This is a genomic window from Vibrio sp. HS-50-1 (genome assembly GCF_024747315.1).
GTDB lineage: Bacteria > Pseudomonadota > Gammaproteobacteria > Enterobacterales > Vibrionaceae > Vibrio > Vibrio diabolicus.
The window spans coordinates 465,143-488,644 of record NZ_JAMPZF010000048.1; the positions used below are offsets into that span (position 1 = coordinate 465,143).

General features: G+C 44.0%; 15 protein-coding genes. 13 read left to right on the forward strand and 2 right to left on the reverse strand.

Annotation, left to right across the window (positions count from 1 at the left end):
• The first annotated feature begins 20 nt into the window (after positions 1 to 20).
• Positions 21 to 1,148, forward strand: coding sequence for a Tricorn protease domain-containing protein (locus NDJ01_RS21375; protein ID WP_258587303.1), 1,128 nt, complete (start codon positions 21 to 23; stop codon positions 1,146 to 1,148).
• Complete coding sequence (locus NDJ01_RS21380) at positions 1,145 to 5,890, forward strand: OmpA family protein (RefSeq protein ID WP_258587304.1); 4,746 nt, start codon at positions 1,145 to 1,147, stop codon at positions 5,888 to 5,890. Before NDJ01_RS21375 ends, NDJ01_RS21380 begins: the two co-directional genes overlap by 4 nt.
• A gap of 81 nt (positions 5,891 to 5,971) precedes the next feature.
• On the opposite strand, the gene NDJ01_RS21385 is transcribed toward NDJ01_RS21380, so the two are convergent.
• Together NDJ01_RS21385 and tssH are read right to left on the reverse strand one after the other, a co-directional pair.
• Positions 5,972 to 7,603: a sigma-54-dependent Fis family transcriptional regulator gene (locus tag NDJ01_RS21385; RefSeq protein ID WP_033906404.1), complete on the reverse strand. Its 1,632-nt coding sequence runs from the start codon at positions 7,601 to 7,603 to the stop codon at positions 5,972 to 5,974.
• Complete coding sequence (gene tssH / locus NDJ01_RS21390; protein ID WP_167416130.1) at positions 7,590 to 10,268, reverse strand: type VI secretion system ATPase TssH; 2,679 nt, start codon at positions 10,266 to 10,268, stop codon at positions 7,590 to 7,592. Before tssH ends, NDJ01_RS21385 begins: the two co-directional genes overlap by 14 nt.
• A 455-nt stretch (positions 10,269 to 10,723) precedes the next feature.
• Here tssH and NDJ01_RS21395 point away from each other — a divergent pair, with 455 nt between their 5' ends.
• From NDJ01_RS21395 to tssE, 11 genes are all read left to right on the forward strand, one after another.
• On the forward strand, positions 10,724 to 11,242 hold the full coding sequence (locus tag NDJ01_RS21395) for an Hcp family type VI secretion system effector (protein WP_005373415.1): 519 nt from the start codon (positions 10,724 to 10,726) through the stop codon (positions 11,240 to 11,242).
• Between the two features lie 72 nt (positions 11,243 to 11,314).
• The gene (gene tssI / locus NDJ01_RS21400) at positions 11,315 to 13,393 is read left to right on the forward strand and encodes a type VI secretion system tip protein VgrG (RefSeq protein ID WP_258587305.1); all 2,079 of its coding nucleotides are present in this window, start codon (positions 11,315 to 11,317) and stop codon (positions 13,391 to 13,393) included.
• Positions 13,394 to 13,395: 2 nt separating this feature from the next.
• Entirely contained in the window at positions 13,396 to 13,878 is a 483-nt protein-coding gene (locus NDJ01_RS21405; RefSeq protein ID WP_005392644.1) for a hypothetical protein, read from the forward strand.
• 111 nt (positions 13,879 to 13,989) lie between these two features.
• The gene (locus NDJ01_RS21410; RefSeq protein ID WP_258587306.1) at positions 13,990 to 15,309 is read left to right on the forward strand and encodes a hypothetical protein; all 1,320 of its coding nucleotides are present in this window, start codon (positions 13,990 to 13,992) and stop codon (positions 15,307 to 15,309) included.
• Complete coding sequence (locus NDJ01_RS21415) at positions 15,290 to 16,282, forward strand: DUF2169 domain-containing protein (protein ID WP_258587307.1); 993 nt, start codon at positions 15,290 to 15,292, stop codon at positions 16,280 to 16,282. Before NDJ01_RS21410 ends, NDJ01_RS21415 begins: the two co-directional genes overlap by 20 nt.
• A complete protein-coding gene (locus NDJ01_RS21420) occupies positions 16,275 to 17,219 on the forward strand; it encodes a hypothetical protein (RefSeq protein WP_258587308.1) in 945 nt (314 codons plus the stop codon). Before NDJ01_RS21415 ends, NDJ01_RS21420 begins: the two co-directional genes overlap by 8 nt.
• A 237-nt stretch (positions 17,220 to 17,456) precedes the next feature.
• Positions 17,457 to 19,457, forward strand: coding sequence for a protein kinase domain-containing protein (locus tag NDJ01_RS21425; protein ID WP_258587309.1), 2,001 nt, complete (start codon positions 17,457 to 17,459; stop codon positions 19,455 to 19,457).
• Positions 19,444 to 21,012: a type VI secretion system protein TssA gene (tssA, locus tag NDJ01_RS21430; RefSeq protein ID WP_258587310.1), complete on the forward strand. Its 1,569-nt coding sequence runs from the start codon at positions 19,444 to 19,446 to the stop codon at positions 21,010 to 21,012. Before NDJ01_RS21425 ends, tssA begins: the two co-directional genes overlap by 14 nt.
• Before the next feature lie 26 nt (positions 21,013 to 21,038).
• Positions 21,039 to 21,545: a type VI secretion system contractile sheath small subunit gene (gene tssB, locus NDJ01_RS21435; RefSeq protein WP_006741091.1), complete on the forward strand. Its 507-nt coding sequence runs from the start codon at positions 21,039 to 21,041 to the stop codon at positions 21,543 to 21,545.
• Positions 21,546 to 21,553: 8 nt separating this feature from the next.
• On the forward strand, positions 21,554 to 23,029 hold the full coding sequence (gene tssC, locus NDJ01_RS21440) for a type VI secretion system contractile sheath large subunit (protein ID WP_005392635.1): 1,476 nt from the start codon (positions 21,554 to 21,556) through the stop codon (positions 23,027 to 23,029).
• A gap of 61 nt (positions 23,030 to 23,090) precedes the next feature.
• On the forward strand, positions 23,091 to 23,501 hold the full coding sequence (tssE, locus tag NDJ01_RS21445) for a type VI secretion system baseplate subunit TssE (protein ID WP_005392634.1): 411 nt from the start codon (positions 23,091 to 23,093) through the stop codon (positions 23,499 to 23,501).
• The last annotated feature ends 1 nt before the right edge of the window (position 23,502 follow it).

Genomic DNA, 23,502 nt, shown 5'->3' on the forward strand with positions numbered 1-23,502 from the left:
GATAACGAAGAGAATATAAGATGAATCTACGTCATACATTATGCTTGATTACTTTAGCGGTCTTATCTGGCTGTAATCAAGAATCGGCCAAGGAACCAGAACAACACGCGCCAAAACCTCAGACGGTTCAAGACCGAGTCGCAGAAAAAAATGCTCAACAGTGGGAAGATGGTCGTGTTTATATTACAGAAAACAATTACGTTATTTATGACAAAGAGACGGGTAAACCTAAACACTTTATTTTTAAAGCTAAAGAATGGCCACGTGAAGATCTCACCAATGAAAGCTCTTATGATTTACCACGTGTAGTGTTCCGTTGGGATAATGCCCGAAATGAAGCGAAAGACCACTATGATCAAAGGGATAAAGTGTGGAGTATCAAAACGGATGGGACGGACTTGCGTCTGGTCGCAGATGAGTTTGTTGGCAAAGTTCGTCTAATGCGTGTCTCTCCAAATAATCGCTACTTGGCTTTGGCCTATTCGGCCTCAGAAGGGATGTTTAAAGTAATTAAAGATCTTAAGACGGGTGAGTATATTGAACTAGGTCGTTCACGTGGCTACCCAGAGTTTCTATGGGCAGAAGACAGCAGCTACCTTTACTACGTAGACAAGTTTAAAGACTGGAAGTACACCTTAGCGACAGGCGAAAAACAGCAAGTAGACACAGAGTTTAATGAGTATTCCGTGATTCAAAAAGGAAAAAGATACGTACTAAACGACTTTGGCGTTGCAGTTTATGATGAGGCAAAAGACGAATTTCTCTTTAGCACGGGAATTAATCCTGATGAACAAAATCTGGGTGATTATAAGTTTAACAAACGTAGTATTAGTCCAGATGGTAAGTACGCTTGGGGTGAAAGTAGGAAGTTTCGTTATCTAATTGATATCGAGCAGAGTTCATTTCAACAAGAAGAAATTGTACCGCGAGCGGTAGGTAAGCTGCGCTATTTTGAAATTTTGAGTAAAGATGCGAATTATGCTCGGGATGGAGCTGCACGGGTCATCCTCAGTAAACTAAAAGAAAATAAAGAATTTGGTTCTTATTTAAAATGGGAGCAAATAGGGACAGGCCATAGTGCCAGTAACTCTTCTCTTTACAACGCCTTTGCCAACAATGGTGATTTTGTTAAAGGGGATGAACTGTGAGCACTCATGATACCAGTAACGCGATACCTTTGTGTGCAAATTACTATTTGTTTGGTGTTTATTATGAGGGGGAATTTAACTCTCAAACTAAAACAACTGAATTCCCATCTTGGCATTCAGAGGAAAGCTTGGTAAGAAAACAAATCGCTAATATTCGCCCTTTAGCGAAAGTGCCGATGCTTAACGTAACCGATAGCGATAGCCCTAAGCTTTGGGCTACCGACCATAAATTTAAGTTATGTTCACTGGGTAACGGAAAGCCCGATCAATATGGGGCTTTTGAGGTTCTGACACCAGAGCACACAATTCATGCTTTAGGTAGGGATCTACCCAAAGAGGGTGAGCAGACCTTCACTTTCCGCTTTCCGCCCTTGCCTTTAATAGCTTCACTTTCTGAGTTAAACCCCAAAGAGTTAGCTACAAAAGTTGCAGAGTTGAGTAGCCAGTTGGAAAACAGCGAAGCAAAACTGACCTTGACAGAGATCAGCATTGAACAATTGGCTAAGCCTTACGAACCAGCTGCGAACGGGGGGCTCAGCGAAGAACAGGCAGAATATAACAAGTGGTATGAAGATGTAAGTGAATCGGGAGAGACACTAAAAGGCTTCGTTTTACCTGTTGTGGCGAGTTGCGCTGTAGTTTTTTCTGATCAAGGTTATGAAAGTGCGACGGTTACTTTGCAAAAATTTGACTCAACCAAAGAAGGTGGGGAATACAAAACAATAGGTTCTTCAGTACAAGCAGCATTACCTGAAGATGAGCATTCAGAAGAAAATGCTAAGCAATACCCATGCGCGATGTTTCACGTTGATCCTGCTGATTTTAAAGAAGGCTTATACAGTATCCGTGTTGAATTTATTCCAAGCCAGATGAAAAATGGCGTTCCACAGTTCATTAAAGACGCTCATATTCAGCAATTTTCTGAAGGCTTAGATACAGTCTACACTTACGAGCTACGTGAACAGATTACCTTTTCTTCAAGCACTCCGTTAGGGAAATTTGCTATTGTCAGTGGCGATATGATCTCCCTTGAGGAATCCTTGATTTATCAATACCCTCAGTACTTTGGAAATATGAAACATTACCTTCACGGTAATGTACAAGGTGCAACTGCCAATACGCCAGCTTCAAGAAGTATTGCGTTACTCAAGAATATCCGAGATGTGTCTGCTCAGCTAGGAGCAGGGCTGCTGAGCGGTAGCTTGCAAGACACTTTAGACCGTGATGGCCGCCAAGCGGTGTTTAATAACGTCTCGAAACTGTATTGGGATGCAGTTAAGTCCGAGATGCCGCCTGCGATGAAAGCGGCGGGCGAATTGTATTACGGTATTTACAGTACGAAAGAAGCGCTTGATAAATTGCAGGAACTCCACAATCCAGCTATCGCGGGTATTGGTTGGAAGGCGCTATTTCACGATAAGGTTTTTAACACCAATGAAGCTCGGGCAAGCGCACTAGCACTTTCTTTAGAATCACGTCTGGGTAACCGACGTGTGGTTGCCGGGCGAGTTGCGGAAGCTTGGCTTTCTGGTGGTAAAACCGTTGGTTTTAATGGCTTCGGAACGGGACTGACAGCACTTAGTTTGTATAAAAAAGCTAAACAGCTGGTTAATCAAAATAAAAAGGTTGATAAAGCAGAGCAAGGAACAGAAGAAGTTACAAAAGACTACCTTGCTCAAATTCCAGTTTGGAAGACAGCTAACCATATCCAGGAAGAAAAACTAGAACAGGCTTTAAAAGATGCGCGTGATCAATCTGGCAATCAGATTGACGCCATTCTCGTAAATAGCTCTAGAGGCGCAGGAATAAAAATAGAATTTGCCTTTAACTCGCGTGAAAAAGAGTTAAAGGATCATGCATCTATATTTAAACAGCTTGCTGCTTCTCTTGCCAACGTTTTAGAGAATGAGCCAAACCTTAGAGTAGAGATAGAAGGGCATGCTTGCCAAGTCGGTACCGAGAAAGCAAATATGCAGGTCTCGGCAGAGCGCGCAGAATATGCGAAAAAACTGCTCATGAAGGAGTTCCCTGTTTTTGAAGGTCGTGTTTCGGTAGCCGCTTTTGGTGAAAGTAAACCTGTCTATGTTCCCAAACAAGGTGAAAAAGTCGACCGCAACAACCCTAATCTAAGACAAAACCGTCGGGTTGTAATCCGTATTTACCTGCAATCCCTGAACATATTCTTTCATCCCAGTCGCTATGGCTCGCATGCAATGGAACGCTCTAGGCTTGCTCTAGAAGCTGAGATGGTTGCGCAAGATAAAGCAGAAGTCGCACTGCGAATGGCGATTTTTGACAGTGTCGTTGACGTCGCTTCCTATATTCCTGCTATAGCTCCTGCGGCAAGAGGGTTTATGCTTGCCATAGAGGGGTCAAAGACAGCAATATCTGCGGTGAAAGTGATTGATAGTTTAATGTTGGACTCCTTCCTAGAAGAGTTAAAGCAAAGCCATGAGGTTGTCAGTGAGCTTGAAAGGCTAGCAAAAATACATATCGAGTTACTTAACGATTTGCGACGCAGTAAGGTAGATGTAGGTATTGAATGTAGGTCTTATCAGGAACTCATTACTCACCTTGAGAGCGAAGAAGTTCGTAAGGAGGTGTTAAAACGCTACCAACTACGAGCGCTTGCTATTAATGGCTTAGTGTTATTACTTGCTGACCTAGGATCTCAAACCAAACGGAATTCTAATATCTCGTTTAGGTTTTTGGTTGAGCGTTACAAGGTGAAGGAATACATTGAGAATTACATTTTGAGCGATGATTGGTCTGTACATACGATCAAAGGAAACACCTTAGCGGCTAACTGGAAGAACCGTTGTGATAACGAGTACTACATCGAATTATCGACAAATGTGCCACAAGGTGCACAGTATTGGCCTGCTCCAATAACAACTAATAGCAAAGTTTCTCATCTCTCTATAACCGAAAACAGGGATAGCCTTAAAGCGGCAGGTGCATTTAATCAAATCTTCCCGATACAAACTATGTTGTTTGAACATCCAAATGAAACGATGTTTGATAACTTTACCGAGTCATTTAACCCGCAGGGAAGTGAGTTAAAGAAAGATGAAATCGGCTATTGTCGAATACTAGTTCAGTCAGCTCGCTATGCTGAAAGTGATGAACCGGAATGGATGTCATACGATAGTTGGATTCAGCAATCTAGCAACAGTCGTCTAGGTCCATACGATAAAGTGAAAGTGCAGTTGGTACTTAAAAAAGAAAACAAGTATGCGAAACCAGTTACTATTGGCTACGATCGCGTCGACGGGCTCGAAAATATTAAAGGCCCAGCTTTCAGTGACTGGATGTTGCCAATGAAGGTTAGTGACTTCAAAGCTGATCCTGATGGGCGAATAAGTGCTTTTTACAAGCAACAGGGGATTGATGACGGCGCTACGTTGATTGCTATTGAGCATATTCCCTCATTCCGCTTCGGTGATGTGATGATCGACGGTATGAAACCAATGACCTCTAAAGCAAAGCTAATGTTCTCTGATGCAATGTTCAGTATGGCAGTTTCCGGAGCAGCGATATCGGGTCAGCCAAGTGACTATTTTGCAGAAGCGGATTCCTTTAAACGCTATGTAAAAGGCGGAGGCTTCCAAAATATGCGTTACTGCTTGGGAATTAGAACGAATCAAGGGCAACATAGTTTTTATTTACCACAAGAGTACAGTCTGGGGCAGAAGTTTGATGATGCTGAAGATGAGTTGCAAATTGGCGCTTTAAGTACGGAAACTAGACTGGTTTTACTTGATACCTATTTGGGAGAGCAGCAACTGCGTCTACGTGAACAGGACCTTATGGTAGAGAGCTTTACCTTAATGGCAAGTGAGGGAGACAAAAATACCATCCCTATACTTCATGGCATTAAACAGCAAGTGGTGGCTATAGACACCAAAGCGTCTGGTTTGAACTTTTTCAGTGAAAGAAAATGGTACCAATCGGCTGATAATATCTGGCGTGATGGTTTCTCATGGGGAAACAAAAAGAAAGACGATCCTGCCAGTATTTATGTGCTGATTTCGGGTGAAAGTCATGAAAAAGCACTTTATGAACGTTTGGGTATGCCGTGGGAAGCAGTGAATATGTGTATTCAACTGGCGCTCGACGGAAATGATGGCAAGCCAGTTAAAGGTCCTCTTTACTTCACCGATATGTATCATATTGGTGAGTTTGCCCATAAAAACGAAGAATGGATGTTTACTGAATCTATTTCAGAAAACCATCGAGAACAAGTTGATGCCATGAGTGAGTTTATAGGTGAAGCAGTAAGCAGTCTCACTAAAGAGAATGATCTATCTAAGAGCAAAAACTATACGATGTACTGCATGAGGTTTAACTTGGAATATGTCGCACCAACGGGAGTTAGGTTAAAAGGCTTAAGACCGTTTGGTGGTGTAATTGGTGGTAAAGCGAACTTGGAGCTTTCGGTTGCTCATCTAAAACAAGTCGGATTAAATGGAGTTGATGACTATGATATTGGTCGTGATGCTGTAATTTCTATTCCTTCTTTAAATGCGGATAGTGCTTTGGCAGGTAATTTCTTTAGTGATATGCCTTGGCTAATTGAGAAAGAGTCGACAGAGGAAGGCGTAGACAAGTCTGCGGCTGAAACTTGGAAGCAGTATAACGAATCTCAACGCAAGAAATGGCTGAAAGATTGGATTGAGAAACAACCTGCGGTAACTCAAGCACCCAAGCCCTTGGAAAAGTCACTTGATAACCCTTCCTAGATGCAAAGAAAAACCGCCTTCGGGCGGTTTTTCTTTTCTTATGACTTCATACTGAATTTAGAATTTTCTTTTTAAGCCCCATCAACCCGCTGCAGAAATATCGTATTTCTTCATCTTATGGTTGAGAGTGCTCATTGGCAGCGCCAATTGCTCAGCGGCTTTCTTGGTGTGCCAATTGCAGGCATTTAAGCAATCGATGATCACTGTACGCTCGTATTGGCTGACAACGTCCTTAAGGCTCTTTGAAACGTCTTCTAAATCCGCTTGTGCTTGCTGCTCGTAAGCAGGTTGCTCTGGGGTAGGTGAAGCTGCTTTCATGTCGATACTTGGTACATCTTCTGGGATTTGTTCGCCAAACTCAATGTGAGTAATGGTTTCAAAATCGGACAGTAGCACCGAGCGCTCAATGATGTTCTTAAGCTCACGCACGTTCCCTGGGTATTGGTAGGCAAGGAGCTGTTTACGTACGTTGGCACTTAACCCTGGCGCTTGCGGCAGACCTAGCGTGTTGGTTGTGTGTTGCACGAAATGTTCGGCAAGGGGAATAATGTCTGACTTGCGAGCTCTCAATGGTGGTAATGTAATAGGGAACACATTCAAACGATAGAACAAATCGGCACGGAATCCGCCATCTTTGATTTGCTGCATAAGATTACAGTGGGTTGCGGCGATAACGCGAACGTCCACCTCAATCTCTTTGCTGGTACCGATAGGGCGAACTTTGCGTTCTTGTAGTACACGCAGTAACTTTGCCTGCAGTAGCATTGGCATATCGCCAATTTCATCTAGGAAAAGCGTGCCGCCGTTGGCTGCTTCAAACAAACCGACTTTGTCTTTGTCTGCGCCCGTAAATGAACCTTTCTTATGCCCAAAAAGCTCAGATTCCAATAACTGCTCTGGAATAGCCGCACAGTTCTGAACGATCAAAGGCTGTTCTGAACGATTAGAGTTTTCGTGAATGTATTTCGCGATCACCTCTTTACCAGCGCCCGTTTCACCACGCAACAGAACGTCGACAGGAAGAGATAGCACCTTATCAAGACGATTCAAGACATTGAGCATTTCTTCGCTCTCTGCAATAGGACCTTGATAGGCTTTCTGGGTACGTTTTTTGAGCTGAGTGTTCTCGCGCACTAGGGCTTGATTGTCGGCATTGAGATTTTTTATTACTTGCCCGTATTGCTCTAACCACACAGCTTGGCGAATATTACTCGCGGCCATACGACAAAACTCAGTCAATGCAGCTTCATTGTCGATAACACTTAAATCGAGTAAGACTAACAGTCCAATGGTTTTGCTTTCGCTATCAATCAAAGGCCAAGCCAATAAGTTCTCGCTTTTTAATCCCAGTGTCTGCTCAGTTTGATAGATGCTTTCGCAGTCATAGCCGTTGTACTTATACAACTCGTTAATCAACACCACTTCACCATTACGAATGGCAAAGTTAAATGGGTCGTTCTCACTGGCTGAGTCTAACTGTAATGCTTCCCAAGGGTGGGAAACGATAGTTTTATCGTTATGGTGAGCGGTACTTGGAATCAACGCCTGCCCAGTCTGGTCCAAAACGTAAATGATGCCGTGCTTTGCGAGGGTCATTTGTCTCGCAGCGGTCAACACAGCATCCAACGTTTGGGTAAGCTGGCTGCGATCAGCCAAAGACTGACTGATCGCAAGTAGGGCGTTACTAAGTTCGCTATGGTTAGCTGAACGCATAGGTTAGTGTTCCTTGCTCATCGACAGACACTTCGATTTGCGTATGTGAATCATCCTTGTCATGCACCAATAGCTGAGTCGATAGTTGCGGCAGCAACTGACGGTTGATGACCGCGTCGATATTACGCGCGCCGGTTTCAGCAAGGCGACAGTTACCTAGTACGAACTCAACCAAGCTTTCTTCGTAGCTTAGCGACAACTTGTGATGGCTCTGTAGACGCTGAGAAACTTTGTTTAGCTTGTGGTGAATTATTTCAGTCATTGCTTCATCAGACAGTGGAACAAATGGCAGTACCGACATACGTGCCAACAGCGCCGGTTTGAAGTGTTGGTTCAAAGTAGGGCGAATAGCTTCTGCGATGATGTTCGCATCGATGTCTTTTGATTGATGAACCAAAGATTCAATTTCGTGCGTTGCAAGGTTACTGGTCATGATGATCAGCGTGTTCTTGAAGTCGATTGTGCGGCCTTCGCCGTCGTTCAGCGTGCCTTTGTCGAACACTTGGTAGAACAGGTTCAACACTTCAGGGTCGGCTTTTTCCACTTCATCAAGAAGAACAACAGAATATGGACGTTGACGAACCGCTTCTGTCAGCATGCCGCCTTCGCCGTAACCTACGTAACCCGGAGGTGAACCGATTAGGCGAGATACTGTGTGCTTCTCTTGGAACTCAGACATGTTAATGGTCGTCATAAAGCGCTCACCACCAAACATTTGATCAGCGATCGCACGAGCCGTTTCGGTTTTACCCACGCCACTTGGGCCAACCAGCAGGAATACGCCTGTTGGTGCGTCTGGGTTACCTAGACCAGCTTTCGCAGTTTGAATGCCTTCAGACAGTGCATCGATAGCGTATTCTTGGCCTTTGATGCTTTGTGTTAGGCTTTCTTTCAGTTTTAGCGTGGTTTCTGCTTCGTCTTGAAGCATCTTACCCATTGGAATACCAGTCCAGTCCGAGATCACATGGCTGACTTCATCTGGGCCCACTTCAAAGTGAACCAGTGGGTTGCCATTGCGGATTACATCTAGCTGTTCTTGGCAGGCCGAAATGGCAATGCGAACGGCTTCTTCATCCATTTCTGCATATGGAGAAACGTCTTGCTCTTGTTCTGAATCTTCGTCTGCAGCAAGCTCTTCTTCATTTGTTTCGCCAAAAACCAGTTCATGCAAGCGAGAGCGTAGAGCAATCATCTCTTGGATCTGCTCCTTTTCTTTGTGCCATTGAGCTTCTTGTTCTGCTAGCTCTTCTTTCGTTGTTTCCATTGCCAGTTTTAGGTCTGGAATATTAGCAAGGCTGTGCTTGTCGCCAGTTTGCTGCAGAGCATCACGCTCAAGTGCTTCTAGCTCGCGCTGTTGAGCTGCAAGTTCTTGCTGTAGAGTCTCAACAGAAGCAGGAATGGCATTAAGGCTGATGTTCACTCGTGCACACGCTGTATCTAGCACATCGATCGCTTTGTCTGGCAGTTGACGGCCAGAGATATAACGAGCAGAAAGTGCTGCCGCAGCAGTGATGGCGTCATCACGCACGTAAACATTGTGTGACTTCTCGTATGCAGGGCGAAGACCACGAATGATCAATGCTGCTTGTTCAGGAGACGGCTCGTCAAGTTTTACCAATTGGAAACGACGCGCAAGGGCAGGATCTTTCTCGAAGTACTTCTTGTATTCCGACCATGTTGTCGCAGCGATGGTTTTCACTTCACCACGTGCTAGGGCAGGTTTTAACAAGTTTGCAGCGTCGCTGCCGCCCGCTTGGTTGCCACCACCAACAAGGGTGTGTGCTTCATCGATGAAAAGAATGATAGGGGTTGGCGAATTTTTCACTTCATCCAATACTGCGTTTAGGCGTTTTTCGAATTCGCCTTTTACGCTTGCACCAGCTTGCAGAAGACCCATGTCCAGGCCGTAAAGCTCAACACCTTTGAGGTTGTCTGGTACGTCACCTTGTACAATCTTAAGTGCCAAGCCTTCTACTACTGCGGTTTTACCAACGCCCGGTTCACCAACAGCAATAGGGTTGTTTTTACGGCGACGAGCAAGAATGTCCACGATTTGGCGGATTTCTTGGTCGCGGCAGAAAACAGGATCGATTTCGCCTTTGCGTGCTTTACCAGTGAAGTCTGTTGTGAACTTGCTCAGCGCTGAGCCATCCTCACGAGCTTGTGTTTTCTCGGAAGTCGCGACTTGCGCCTCAATAGAGTGGCTTGTTAGCTCTGCAAAGTTACGCTTAAGGCTGTCAGGGTTTACCGCTTCAAGGATAGAGGCGTAACCATGTTGGCCGTAACGGAGAGGGTTGCTAACAAGAGTAAGGAGTAGGGCGCCAGAGCGGATTTGTGTTTCGGATAGATCTAAAGAAGAAACCAGCCAGCTTTCTTGCAACCATTCGATTAATAAAGCAGAAAAAACAGGTTTGCTGCCATTTCCTTTGGCGTTGGTGTCGAGTGTGGATCGAACCGATTGTCTTAATAAGTTCTCAGAACAATCAAAATGACTTAATAAGACGTCAAAATCACTATTTGGCCTTTCTAATAGACTCAGTAAATAATGCTCAATTTGAACTTCGTTTGCTTTTTCAGAGACTGCAAGTGCAGCGGCGTCTTCTAATGCTACTTTTGCAATCGGGTGTAGACGCTGAATTAATGAAGAAAGGTTTATATTTATCATAGCCATTTTATTCTTTAGAGGAAAAGAGGTAGCGGCTATTATACTAAAAGTGATTGCGTTCTTTTTTTATCAAGATATTTTGACTATCGCTTGTTGGTTATTTTTAATGATTATTGTGACATTAATGTTTGTGGTTATTTTAATGACGTTGTTATTCTAAATTAATTGATAGTAAAAGTGTCGGATTTATTAGTTTTAATGACTTTATTTACACTGTTTTATATGGTTATTTTCACTTTTTAAAATTTGAACAATTTATTATTATCTTAATCCAACTTTTTGGTTTTTTATCCAATAAATTGTACTCAAGATATTATCGAATAATGTATAAATTTTTTAAGTTGTTGTTTTTGTTTAATTTTTAAAGTTGGCATGGACTTTGATTATACCAAGTAGTCGCGGTGATAAGCGATTTGGTGATTTAAACAAAACAGATTTTAGAAAAGGAAATAGCGATGCCAACTCCAGCATATATGTCTATCCAAGGTGAGACTCAAGGCCATATTACTAAAGATACTTACTCTGCAGATTCAGTAGGTAACACATGGCAAGAAGCTCACGTTGATGAGTTCCTAGTACAAGAACTTGATCACGTGCTAACTGTTCCACGTGATCCACAAAGTGGTCAGCCAACTGGTCAACGTGTACACCGTCCACTTGTTGTAACTAAAGTTCAAGATCGCTCATCTCCACTACTATTCAACGCACTAGTATCTGGCGAAAAACTTCCTGAGTGTGTGATCCGCTTCTACCGTACTTCAGTTCAAGGTAAACAAGAGCACTACTACTCAATCAAATTGATTGATGCGCTACTTGTCGATATCCAAACTCGTATGAACCACTGTCAAGACGCAGCAACAGCTGACCGCGTGACAGAAGAAGTGCTTAAGTTCACTTACCGTGCGATCGAAGTAACTCACGAAAACTGTGGTACTGCGGGTAACGACGACTGGCGTGCTCCACGCGAAGCTTAATTGCTCGTCGCGTAAAGATTCAGGGCCAACGATTGTTGGCCCTAATTCGATTATTTGTATCAGGTAAAAGATATGGTGAATGACGTAGAATTTAAATTTGAAGTGCCTGGATGTGGGCATGAATTTCGGGTTGAGAGCTTTCATGTTCATGAAGAGTTATCTAAGCCTTTCCACATCAATCTCTCATTACTTTCACTTGATCCAGATATCTCGTTCGATGAGTTAATACGTAAAGCAGGAACATTGACACTTTACGGACAAGGTGTTGGGGCTGCGCGTGTGTTCAACGGCGTGGTGAATGAAGTTCGTTACTTAGGGACTGGACGTCGTTTTTCTCGTTATCAATTAGTCTTGGTTCCTCAAGCTTGGTTCTTATCTCAGCGCCAAGATTGTCGTATTTTCCAGCAAAAGTCAGCGCAAGACATCATCACAGAAGTACTCGATGATGGGGCAGTCACCGATTACCGATTTGAAGTGTCGGGTACTTATCCTCCAAAAGAATACGTTCTGCAATACCGTGAGTCTGACTTGCACTTCGTGCAGCGTATGATGGCTGAACACGGTATGTGGTATTACTTTGACCATAGCGATTCAAATCATACGATGGTCATTGTCGACAGTAATGACGCGATTGCACCTTTGATAAGCTCGCCAATAAATGCTTCTTACATTGGGCCGATTGTTTATCATGCCGATGGTGGCGGTGTTGCCGATCGCGAACATATCTCTGATCTCGAGTTAGTTAACCGCGTTAGAACGGGACAGGTTACGTACACAGATTACAACTACGAACACCCTAAAATTCCACAAGAGATGACACAGGCTGGCGAGCTAGACCAAGATCTCAAGCAGTTTGATTATCCTGGACGATACGTCGACCCGCTGATGGGTCAGGTGAGAACCACGGAGTGGATGTCGGAACACATAGTCGATAATCAACAAGTGGAAGCAACGAGTGACGTAATGCGCTTAGCATCTGGTTACAGCTTTAACGTCAGTGACCACCCGCGTTCTGAGATTAACCGCGATTACCTCATGTTGTCTGTAATGCACACAGGTCAAGATCCGCAAGTGCATGAAGATGAAGCGAGTGGTATGCCAACCACTTACTACAACCAGTTCTCGTGTATTCCACGTGATGTGGTGTTTAAAGCGCCTAAACTAGCGGCACCAGTAGTGGATGGCCCTCAAACGGCGGTCGTTGTAGGACCAGAAGGTGAAGAGATTTACACCGACAAGCTTGGTCGAGTGAAAGTACAGTTCCATTGGGATCGCTACGGTGATAACAACGAGCATTCAAGCTGTTGGATTCGTGTAAGCCAATCCATGGCGGCGCCAACATGGGGCGCAGTTTATTTGCCGCGTATTGGCCATGAAGTCGTAGTGACTTTCCTTGAGGGGGATCCAGATCGTCCGTTAGTTACGGGCGCAGTTTACAACGGTTTACATTTTCCTCCGTACTCTTTACCTGAAAACAAAACTCGCACCACGTTCCGGACGCAAACGCACAAAGGAACAGGTTACAACGAGTTGAGTTTTGAAGACGAAGCGAACCAAGAAGAAGTCTATATTCACGCTCAAAAAGACATGTCGACCAAGGTGCTCAACAACCGTTACCGTGATATCGGTCAAGATGAATTCTTGAAGGTTGCACGTCACCAAACGAATGAAGTTCATGGTGACCATAAAGAAACCATTCATGGGCATAAAACGACACAAGTAAACAGTACGTTTACCGAGACAGTCGAGCAAGACGTTACCGTCACATACAACGCGAATGAAGCTCAGTATGTGAAAAACAATTCTGACTTAGAAATTGGTGATAACCGTACGACTAAGATCGGCAAAAATGATGACTTAGATATTGGTGAAAACAGTAACCTTACTATCGGTGCGTCTAAGAGTTCAGACATTGGTGCTGATGATAACCAGACGGTTGGTGGCAACTTAACGGTATCAGTGAAAGGGAACACCGCTTATAAAGCCGATGGTGCGACGCAAATTATCAGTGGCGACAAGATTGTATTGAAAACGGGTGGTTCCTCTTTAGTGATGAACAGTGATGGTTCAATAAAGTTATCAGGCTCGGCTATTACGATCGAAGGCAGTGACAAAGTCGTCGTGAAAGGTGGCAACGTAGTGGTTAACTAACAATGGAAAAACAACCTCTTACAACAGAAGTAATATCAGAGCAGCAAGCCGAATCAACGGCTTGCTTTTCGCGTTTTGGAATAATAGTGGCTATCAATGAGTCTACGGGCAGTGTGCGAGTTGATTTTGATGGTAACCCATTTAAACAGCCACTCACTGCGAGACTAGGACGTGGCTTTCGTCGTTCTGAACTGCAAATGGCTATCGATAATCGATTAAGTTGTCGAATTGAGTTTTTGAACGACGACTTAAGCTTGCCTCTTGTGACGGACATTTTCTTCTCCATTCTGGATGACTCTGATGAGTTTGTATTGCGAGCGAAGAAGATGGTTATCGAGACAGAACAAGAGTTGGTAGTCAAAAGTGGTGAGACAGAAACTCGCTATAGCGGGCGCGATGGACGAATTACCACTAAAGCGAAGTACGTCACTTCTCAAGCAGAAAAAGCACAAAAAATTCAAGGCGGAACGATCGCAATTAACTAATTACCTCGCGTTAGCTAATGGTTTTGTGTTAACAAGTTACGCCGAGTTAGCTAATTACTTCGTATTAACTAATTGCAATCGCGTTATGGCACGCTAATAACGGATAACTAGATGCGACAAAGAATTGGTGTCGAGCACCTAAAGGCACCCATAACCAATCAAGAAGTCGAAGGCGCGTTAGCAAAAGCTGAGCGTGCTGTGAACGACCTTTCCCAATTGCCAGTAACGTGGCTGGATTTCTGTAATGAAAAGCTGTCCATTGCTTCTGAAAGTATCGGGTTTTTAATCAGGCAGCGAGTTCAAATTCACAAAAGGGGTTATCCAAGTCGTGAGTTGGAGTATCTCAAACTGATCGAACGCCAAATTGAAGAACTGAAGCAAGTGTACTTGTCGTTTTATCGATTAGCGCCGGGCTTACTCCATCAATTAAGAAGCAAAGAGCCAGAAATCTATATCTGGCTCATGTTACAAGGAGAGCTAGGTTCAGATCTTGATAACCTTTTGTGTGGACTGAGTTTGCTCGAAGATATTGACGCTAAAACTGCAATGGTCGTTGCTGTGCAATCTTCGGTTGAATCTATGGATAGCACGCTTTCGGAGCTTATTGAGGGTAATGCGACATCCAGTGCGTTTTACTTTGAATGCTTACGTGTACGTCAAACATTAAGTGTTTCTCTCATCAAGCGCTGGCACAAAGCCAGCATCATTAGCTCTCAAGTTGCTTTGCCACTGCTCGCTTTACAAGACGTAAAAGAGGGGATTGATTGGCTTAATGACAATGCAGGCAGAGAACAATACCTATTTGAACGTTTGATTACCAAACGTGACAGAGGCACTTGGTTCCGTCAGAGCTTTGGCATCGAACCAAATGGATTACCATCAGCGCAAGTGCTCTCTTATGCCAAGTTGCTTGAGTTAAAAGAGTTTGAGGCGTTTGATATCTCTTCTTCATTAGCACCTGTTGATTTTGCGCTGAGTGGCGATTGGAAACTGGTGCCCCAAATCATCGAGCACTTGGAAAGCCTAGAGGAAGCAGAGGGTGAAATTTGGCTTCAAGCCTTGTATGTCGTCTACGGAAAACTTCTTCCTCTGACTCCGCAAGATGTTGGTGTCGAGTATGAATGGGAAGAGATCGTCGATCTGCTCAATGAGTGGGTGGAAGATGAAAAATATATCCAAAATCTACCAAGCCGCTTGGGTTACGCATTGAGCTTCGAGTCTACGTTAGCGGCGATGCAAGATGCCAACGTCGATGTTCTGTTCCGCGATTGGCTATGGCGTCAACTCTGTATTCAATCCAGAGCCTACGTGCCTTGGGATATGGCAATGCCGATTCATCAACAAGACTGGAACTTTAACAATTTAAAGGCCGCACCTTCTGCGAGCGAACGATTCAACTTAAGGAATAGCAATGCAGTTATGGGATATTGAGGCGCACCCTGAGCTATCACTTAAAGGTCGTTTTCAACGTGACGAAAACGGCGATGAAGTCTGGGTTGTGGTCGCCAAACGCACATGGCAATTCGATGGTGTGGTTTGGCACGAATTAGGTGAAAGTGAAATCTTCGATGATCCACAATATTTGGGCGAAGAAGGCTTCTCTGCGATGAAAGTTGACCACGAGTTCGCGTATACCAAAGAAAACACAGATGTACTTGTTTACGGCAAAGCGCGCAGCTACGCGAAAAGGCCAGTGACATACCAAGAGTGTCGTGTGCTGATTGATGGTCATATCGATAAGACTCTCGCTATTCACGGGGAACGCATATGGGTTGAGCATGCTGGCAGTATCACGCTGAGTAAACCTATTCCTTTTATTGAAAAAGACATTGATTACACTTGTGCGATTGGCGGTGATTTACGCAACCGAATTGGCGGTGGTATTGCCGATTCCAACAAAGAGTTGCTTGAACATAAAGTACCTTCGGTTTTTTATCCTCGTGAGGACTGGAGTGCCGCCGCAAAAAAACTACGTGTTGCGGGTTTCGGGCCCGAGCCTCCTTTCTTTGAGTCGCGCCAGAAGCTGGCCGGCACGTTCGATGACGATTGGATTGAGAACCGCAAGCCAATGTTGCCACTCGATTTTGATAAGCGTTTCTTCCAAAGCGCGCCTATTGATCAACAGTGCAAAGGCTTCCTTCGTGGAGGAGAGCGTTTGATGATGAGTGGCTTTTGTCATGATGACACGCTTTCATTCCGCATTCCTAAAGAGAAATATCGAGCAACTGCCGTTTTTAATAACGATAGCTATCAAGTTGATATGGCGATGTACACCTTATTCGTTGATGCTGAAAAGAAAACTATATCAATCAGTTACACCGCCGCGTTTCCTTGTCAGGGCAAGGAGCATTTGTTGGTGTCGACATCGATCACTAAGTCGGAAGAGGTAAGCGAGCATGCATAATTCAACAGGTCGCTATGTGTTGGGTATGGAAGTGATGACACCAACTGGTATGAACTTAGATATTGCCAGTGCAGTTTCGTATGCTGATTTAGGAAGATTCGACCAATGTGTAGGGGATGATGGTATCGAGCGGTTTACTTACGCAAAAATCGAATACACCAAAGAAATGGAACAGTTTGAGAAAACGTGTGAGTTAATAACCCACTTGCTTGATTCATTGTTGGAACAATTGCCGCGTTCTTTAAAGCCGATTCCGTTACTTATAGCGGTGCCTGCGTCTGTTTCATTAGTAAAGGTGCAAGAATGGCTTGGTGAAAGTAACTATGCTGAATTTCTCTCTGTGGTGAATGCTGTTCATTCTAGTGGGCCCAGTTTCGTTCTCCAGGCCATGAAATCATTGGATAAATACGATGCCATGATGTGTATCAGTGTCGATTCCTTGGTGAGTTCGATGCAAACACTTATCGACGATGCGATGGTAATGAGTACCAATAATCCATGGGGTGTTATTCCGAGTGAGGGTGGGGCGGGTTTAATTCTTTGTCGAAGAAATACCATAGAGACATTGAAACTTAAGCCTCAAGCGCAACTTGGCTATATTGATACGGAATTAAATAATTCAGACCGAAGAGGTATGTTTCGACTTGTTCAACGTGCGAGCAAAAAGCTCGATTCATTTGGTGAAGTGTATTCCGATATGACGAACCTTCGCATGCACACGGAAGATTACGGCTTTGCTCTGGGGGCTAAAGCGGAACGGTTCACGAATCCAGAACAGCCACAGCTTATTAACGAATTGTGGGGCACGTTGGGCAGTTGCTCTTCTCTAGCCTTAATCGCCTTTGCGGTCAGAGATCACCATTTTAGGCAACCAACCACGTTGTTAATGTTTGACTTTCATGGTGACAAAGGGATTCTCCAGTTGCTGCAATGTTAGTAGGCACTCATCGATCAAATGGCAATGAAATTACACTCATATTATTAGGTTTACGTTTGTATCATGAAAAAGCGTATAAGTGATGCAGTGAAAGCGTAAGTAAAAAACTCTAATAAGTTAGTAATAATAACTAAAATAATAGGCTTACTGTTTGTTTTAAATACTAGCCTTGATACAAGTATGTTCAAGAAAATATTATTCAACTCTAATAATATTTATTCTATGAAAGAGTACTAAGTGTCTAATAATCAGAGTACAGCCAAAGGATATATCGATCAGTTGGTTGTGAAAGCTATTGAGAAAAAGAAACTGAATGAGCAAAGGCTAGCAGAAAAAAATAAGCCGAAGCTTGAGTACGTGCTTTTTTCACAGTTTGATGTATTAGACAAGCTTCCTTCTAAAAATGGTAAGACAACGGTTTACCATCTTGCAAAAAAAGGGCAGCCAGAGAAGCAGATCTGTTGCAAAGTTATCAATGATGACTCGCCAGAATTTGCGAGCAAAATGTTGGTTAACGAAGCGAGTCGATTAGAGCTTTCCCAACACCCGAGCGTGGCTAACTTCATAAAAATCGGCAACGAATTCGAACGCCCATATTTGATGTACGAGTGGATCCAAGGTGAATCACTCTCAGAAAAGATGGAGCGCCACTCTTCTAAAGGTTTCCGCCACGACCATATCGCTTGGTTGGTATATCAACTCGCTGGTGCCTTAGAGTTTATGCACACAAGAGGCATCTGCCATCTTGATATTAAGCCATCCAACGTACTAGTGAGTGAAGGCGATTACGTTAAACTCATCGATTTCGGTGCTGCTCGTTATATTGGAGAAACGGAACCTTACGCAGAAGCAAGCTTGAACTATGCTTCACCTCTTTATATCGAAACTGGCATCGCGGAACCGCAAGATGATGTTTACTCCCTTGCTTTGCTCGCTGGACATTTATTTTTGGGTTCAATATTTGGTGATACTTGGAATAAACAATTAAAAGACCGAAAGCGTCCGGCTTTGATCCCGGCTCATATTTGGAAGTTGCTGAAACAAGTCATCAATAAACCAAGAGGGCATGGCTATACCGCTATTTCTTTCGCCCAGCAGTTAGCACGAATCGATACTCAATCGATTAACTCAAATTCTAACGCACCAATTTTCAGTAGCTTGCGTAATGCGGATCTTCTGCTTACACACTGTAAGTCGAATGATAAAACAGCGTACGGACGCTTCAAACTATTGGAGGCGAGTTTAGTGTTGAGTGTGGTGGCAATGACAGGAAGTTATTTGTATCAGCAAAATTCGGATGCATTGGATGCTATTTTTGCCAAAGAAACGACACCTTTAAGTCACACAATCACGCCCACAGATACTGCTTCTTTTTTGGCTGAGCCGCCATGGAAAATCAAAGAAGTATTAGCAAAAACTGAGCAGAGCGTTGATACAACTAAAGCCTACCGAGAAGCGTATCGAGTTCAGCAATTAAGCCTTTCGGGTTTATATAATGAAAAACAGACTCAGTTGAAGTCTTATCAAGCTTTAGCTGATGGACTACCACAGACATTAGTGGATTTACGCAAGGAGCTTGTCACGTTACGAGAGGAGCTCGTTCGTGATGGTGCATTGTTTCCCTATGCGGACGAAACACTGACTAAAGTGATGTCGGGTTTGAATGTCGCCTCTGTTGATTCCATGAAAGTATCTGCCATTGCTGGCAGTCGTGATAAGCAGATTGCTCACTTAATTTTAAGCGGTGAAGCTAAGCTCGCAGAAGAAGAAATGAAAGAGGCGTGGTTATTAAACCAGTCACAGGCATATTTCTATAGCCAAATCTTACCAAAGAGAGTGATGGAAAATATTAATGACTCCATTGATAAACATGCAGAAGCGCACTTTTATACCAAAGCGATTGAAGAAGCTGAATTAGCCAAAGACTACTTTGGTAATACGCCAGAACTAGAAAAAAAAATAACAGACTTAATCATCGCAAGAAGCGAATTTATTTTGTTTAGTACGGTGATGGAGCAATCCATTTTCGACAAACAGAAATTGCATGAGTCCCTTGCTGATTTAGAACGAAATGCGCCAAGAAAATTTACAGAAATCACAAAAATTCTAGATAGCATGGCGTCGGATGCGATTAATCAGAGTCATCAGTTTTCTAAGCCTGCAAATGGTGCCATTGCCGTAGCTCGTGCATTGAGAGACTACTTGACTGAAGGAGATGCGAATTTTGTCCAACATTGATACTGATCACCTTCTTAAACCGATTTCTGATGAATCTCCTGCGGGTAACGATGCTCGTTACGAGTTTTGCTATGAAATGATGGAAGCCGAGGTAAAAAAGTTCGGTTCTCTATTTGGCGAAACAGTCGACTGGAATGTAGTAAAAACCAATGCGATGGAAGTGCTCGAGCATCATAGTAAAGATTTAAAAGCACTTTGCTATTTAGTACGAGCGCTTGCCGAGGAATCTGGGCTCAAAGGTTTTGAGCAAGGTCTGAAACTGCTTAATGAGGCGTTAGCTTGCTTCGGTAGTGATCTTTACCCGTCACGGAAACGCGGTAGAGACGGTGCGGTGGAGTGGTTGAATCATCAATTTAAATTGATGAGCACTAAACTTGCGGACAGTGCGCAATCTTGGGAATTAGTTTCAGGTTGCATTTCGACTATTGAAGAAGTGCAGCGTCAGTACGACGATGTTTACCAAGATTCAGAAGCGGACTTCTTTGAGATTCGTACGCAGCTCAATGTTTTATCTCAACAAGCAGCTGCCGATGACCAGAGCGATGACGCAATAGCTACCATCGAACAAGCGGCACCAGCTACGCAGCCTGCCGCGGTAGAAACGCCAGCACAGAACGACGTTCAAACCGCTTCAGCGAAGACGGTTCCGCCGGCCCCTAAACCTGCGCCAGTTAAGAAAGCCGTAGCAAAAGAAGTCGATGTCGATACAGATTTCTCATCGCCTACGGCTTCAAAACGCACGTTAAAAAAAGTCGCGGAAGTCATGCTTCATGCGAATCCAAGTGATCCGCTGGCTTACCGAATTTATCGTCATCTGACTTGGGATGACATTGATGGTCTACCTGACCACCAAAACGATCAAACGCCATTGAGCTTGGCGGTATCGTCCGATCAACAAGCGGAATACCGCGACAAAGCCAATCAGGAAAGTGACATCGACACGATTAAACGTTTGGAGCGTACGCTAACTGACGCGCCATTTTGGCTCACAGGCCACCATTTCGTGTATTTGATGCTTACTAACTTAGGTTTTGATGACGCAGCACTTGCCGTGAAACAAGAAGTAAAGCGGTTTGTTGAGTCACTGGAGGGCATCGAACGCCTCTCTTTTAAGAATTCTATACCATTTGCAGATGAAGCAACATTGAGTTGGTTGTCTACTCAAGATGCTACTTCATCGGCAGCACAAACTGTCGTACAGACGGTTGTGATCGCTGAAGAAGATTCATTGCTGGTGGAGGATATCACTCTAGAAAATCTAGGGGAATATGCCGCAGAACTCGCCCGCAAGCTTGAGCTGGATGGCTCAGGGCGTGGACAGTTCATGCTGTATTTACAATTGATAGCAGCTTACCAGTCTGTTGGATTATACCCGTTGTGTTTGCCGTATCTTGAGAAGGGGTGGGAAGTACAAAATGCGTTTAATCTCGCGAGCTGGGAACCCCACTTATCGTCGCAGTTAGAAGACCTGATTCGAAAAACACTCCATCAGTTATTCAGAAGTAAGGATCTTTTACCTGAGAAGTATGAAGAGTGGAAAGCAATTTATGACTAATTAAAGAGTTAGATAAGGAACGAATTATGTCACGTGACGGCTCGGTGGCTCCTAAAGAGCGAATTAATATCCGTTATGTTCCAGCAACTGGCGATACGCAAGAAGACGTAGAACTGCCGCTAAGCATGATGGTGGTTGGCGACTTTACTGCACGTGCAGATGAGACGCCAATTGAAGAACGCACTCCAATCAATATCGATAAAGACAACTTTAACGAAGTGCTAGAAGGCATGTCTCCAAACGTTAAAGTGAACGTTGAAAACCGTCTTTCTGATGAAGAAGGCGGCCAAATCGGTGTTGATCTAACGTTCCAAAATATGAAGGACTTCTCTCCAGAAGCGATTGCGAAAAGCGTGCCCGAACTAAACAGCCTGCTTGAACTTCGCGAAGCCTTGGTGGCGCTGAAAGGCCCTCTAGGTAATGTTCCTGCATTCCGCAAGAAGATCGCATCAGTACTTCAAGATGAAGACGCGAGAAAGAAACTGTTGGATGAACTAAGCATTGGTAACGACCAAGAAGCGAAAGAAGAGTAAGGGATATCATGTCTGCAGAAGCACAAGCGCCAGAACAAGAAGCAGCCTTAGTTGAATCAGGCTCACTTCTGGATAGCATTCTTAACGAAACTCGTTTAAAGCCAAGTGATGAAGGTTTTGATGTTGCAAAACGCGGCGTAGAAGCATTCATCAGTGAGCTACTAAGCAGCTCGAACACAGAGAAAGTGGATCAGTCTTTAGTTGATCTGATGATCTCAGAAATTGACCAAAAACTGTCTAAGCAAGTTGATGCAATTCTTCACAACGAAGAAGTTCAAGCGATTGAATCAACTTGGCGTGGCCTTAAGTACCTGGTTGATCACACTGACTTCCGTGAGAACATTCAAATTGAATTGATCTCTGCAAAGAAAGATGAAGTTCTTGATGACTTCGAAGACGCACCAGAAGTGGTGAAGTCTGGTTTGTACAAACAAATCTATACGCGTGAATATGGCCAATTTGGTGGTAAACCTGTTGGCGCAGTCATTTGTGACTACGATATGTCGGCTTCGTCTCCAGACATCAAACTGATGGAGTACATGGCAAACGTGGGTGCAATGTCTCATGCTCCATTTATTACATCGGCGTCTGCGAAGTTCTTTGGTCTAGATAGCTATGAAGAGCTACCGAATCTAAAAGATCTTAAGTCAGTATTTGAAGGCCCACAATACACTAAATGGCGTAGTCTACGTGAACACGAAGATGCGCGTTACTTAGGTTTGTGTACTTCCCGTTTCATGTTACGTACACCTTACTCCGTAGAAGATAACCCAATTAAGGCGTTTGACTACGATGAGCAAGTAACAGACAGCCATGACAACTACCTATGGGGTAACTCTGCGTACGCGATGGCATCAAAAATTAGTGAGTCTTTCGCTAAGTACCGTTGGTGTCCAAACATCATTGGTCCTCAAAGCGGTGGTACTGTGCATGACTTACCGGTTTACAACTTTGAAGCCATGGGTCAAATCGAAACTAAGATCCCAACTGAGATTCTTGTTTCTGACCGTCGTGAGTACGAGCTAGCAGAAGAAGGCTTCATTGCGCTAACTATGCGTAAAGGTTCTGACAATGCGGCGTTCTTCTCTGCAAACTCAGTTCAAAAACCGAAAGTGTTTGCGAACACGCCAGAAGGCAAACAAGCAGAGATGAACTACAAGCTAGGTACTCAGCTTCCTTACATGTTCATCATCAACCGTCTAGCACACTACATCAAAGTGCTACAGCGTGAGCAAATTGGTTCTTGGAAAGAGCGTTCTGACCTAGAAATCGAACTGAACAAGTGGATTCGTCAATACGTTTCTGACCAGGAAAACCCGCCAGCGGAAGTCCGTGGTCGTCGTCCACTACGTGCTGCTAAGGTTGAAGTGTCAGACGTAGAAGGCGACCCAGGCTGGTACAAAGTATCAATGTCTGTGCGTCCTCACTTCAAGTACATGGGGGCAAGCTTCGACTTGTCTCTAGTTGGTAAGTTAGACCAATAACCCATTGCTGAAACCATAAAGCAGCCAGTAAAGACTGGCTGCTTTTTTCGTAGGAGTGAAGATGGAAAAAGGTTATCGCCTTTTAGAGCGGATTGAGCTTGGTGAACCCAAAAACTGTTACGAGAAAGTCGTTTCTCACAAGCATTTGATTGAATCTATTCATTCTCATCTCGCAGACTTGCTGAATACCCATTCTGGGAATGCAATGATCGACAATGAGTATGGTTTACCAGATTTTAATGACGTACTTTCTAATAACACGAACCTAGTTCGCCACATTCAAAAAAATATCACGTCAACCATAGAACGCTTTGAACCGCGACTGTTGAATGTCGAGGTTAATTACCGTGAAGATCACCATAACCCGCTACAACTCGGCTTTGGTATTCGCGGCGAAGTTTCCCATAACGGCGGTAAAGTCCCAATGTCGATAGACGTCTACATGGGAACCGACGGCCAATTTAACGTTTAGT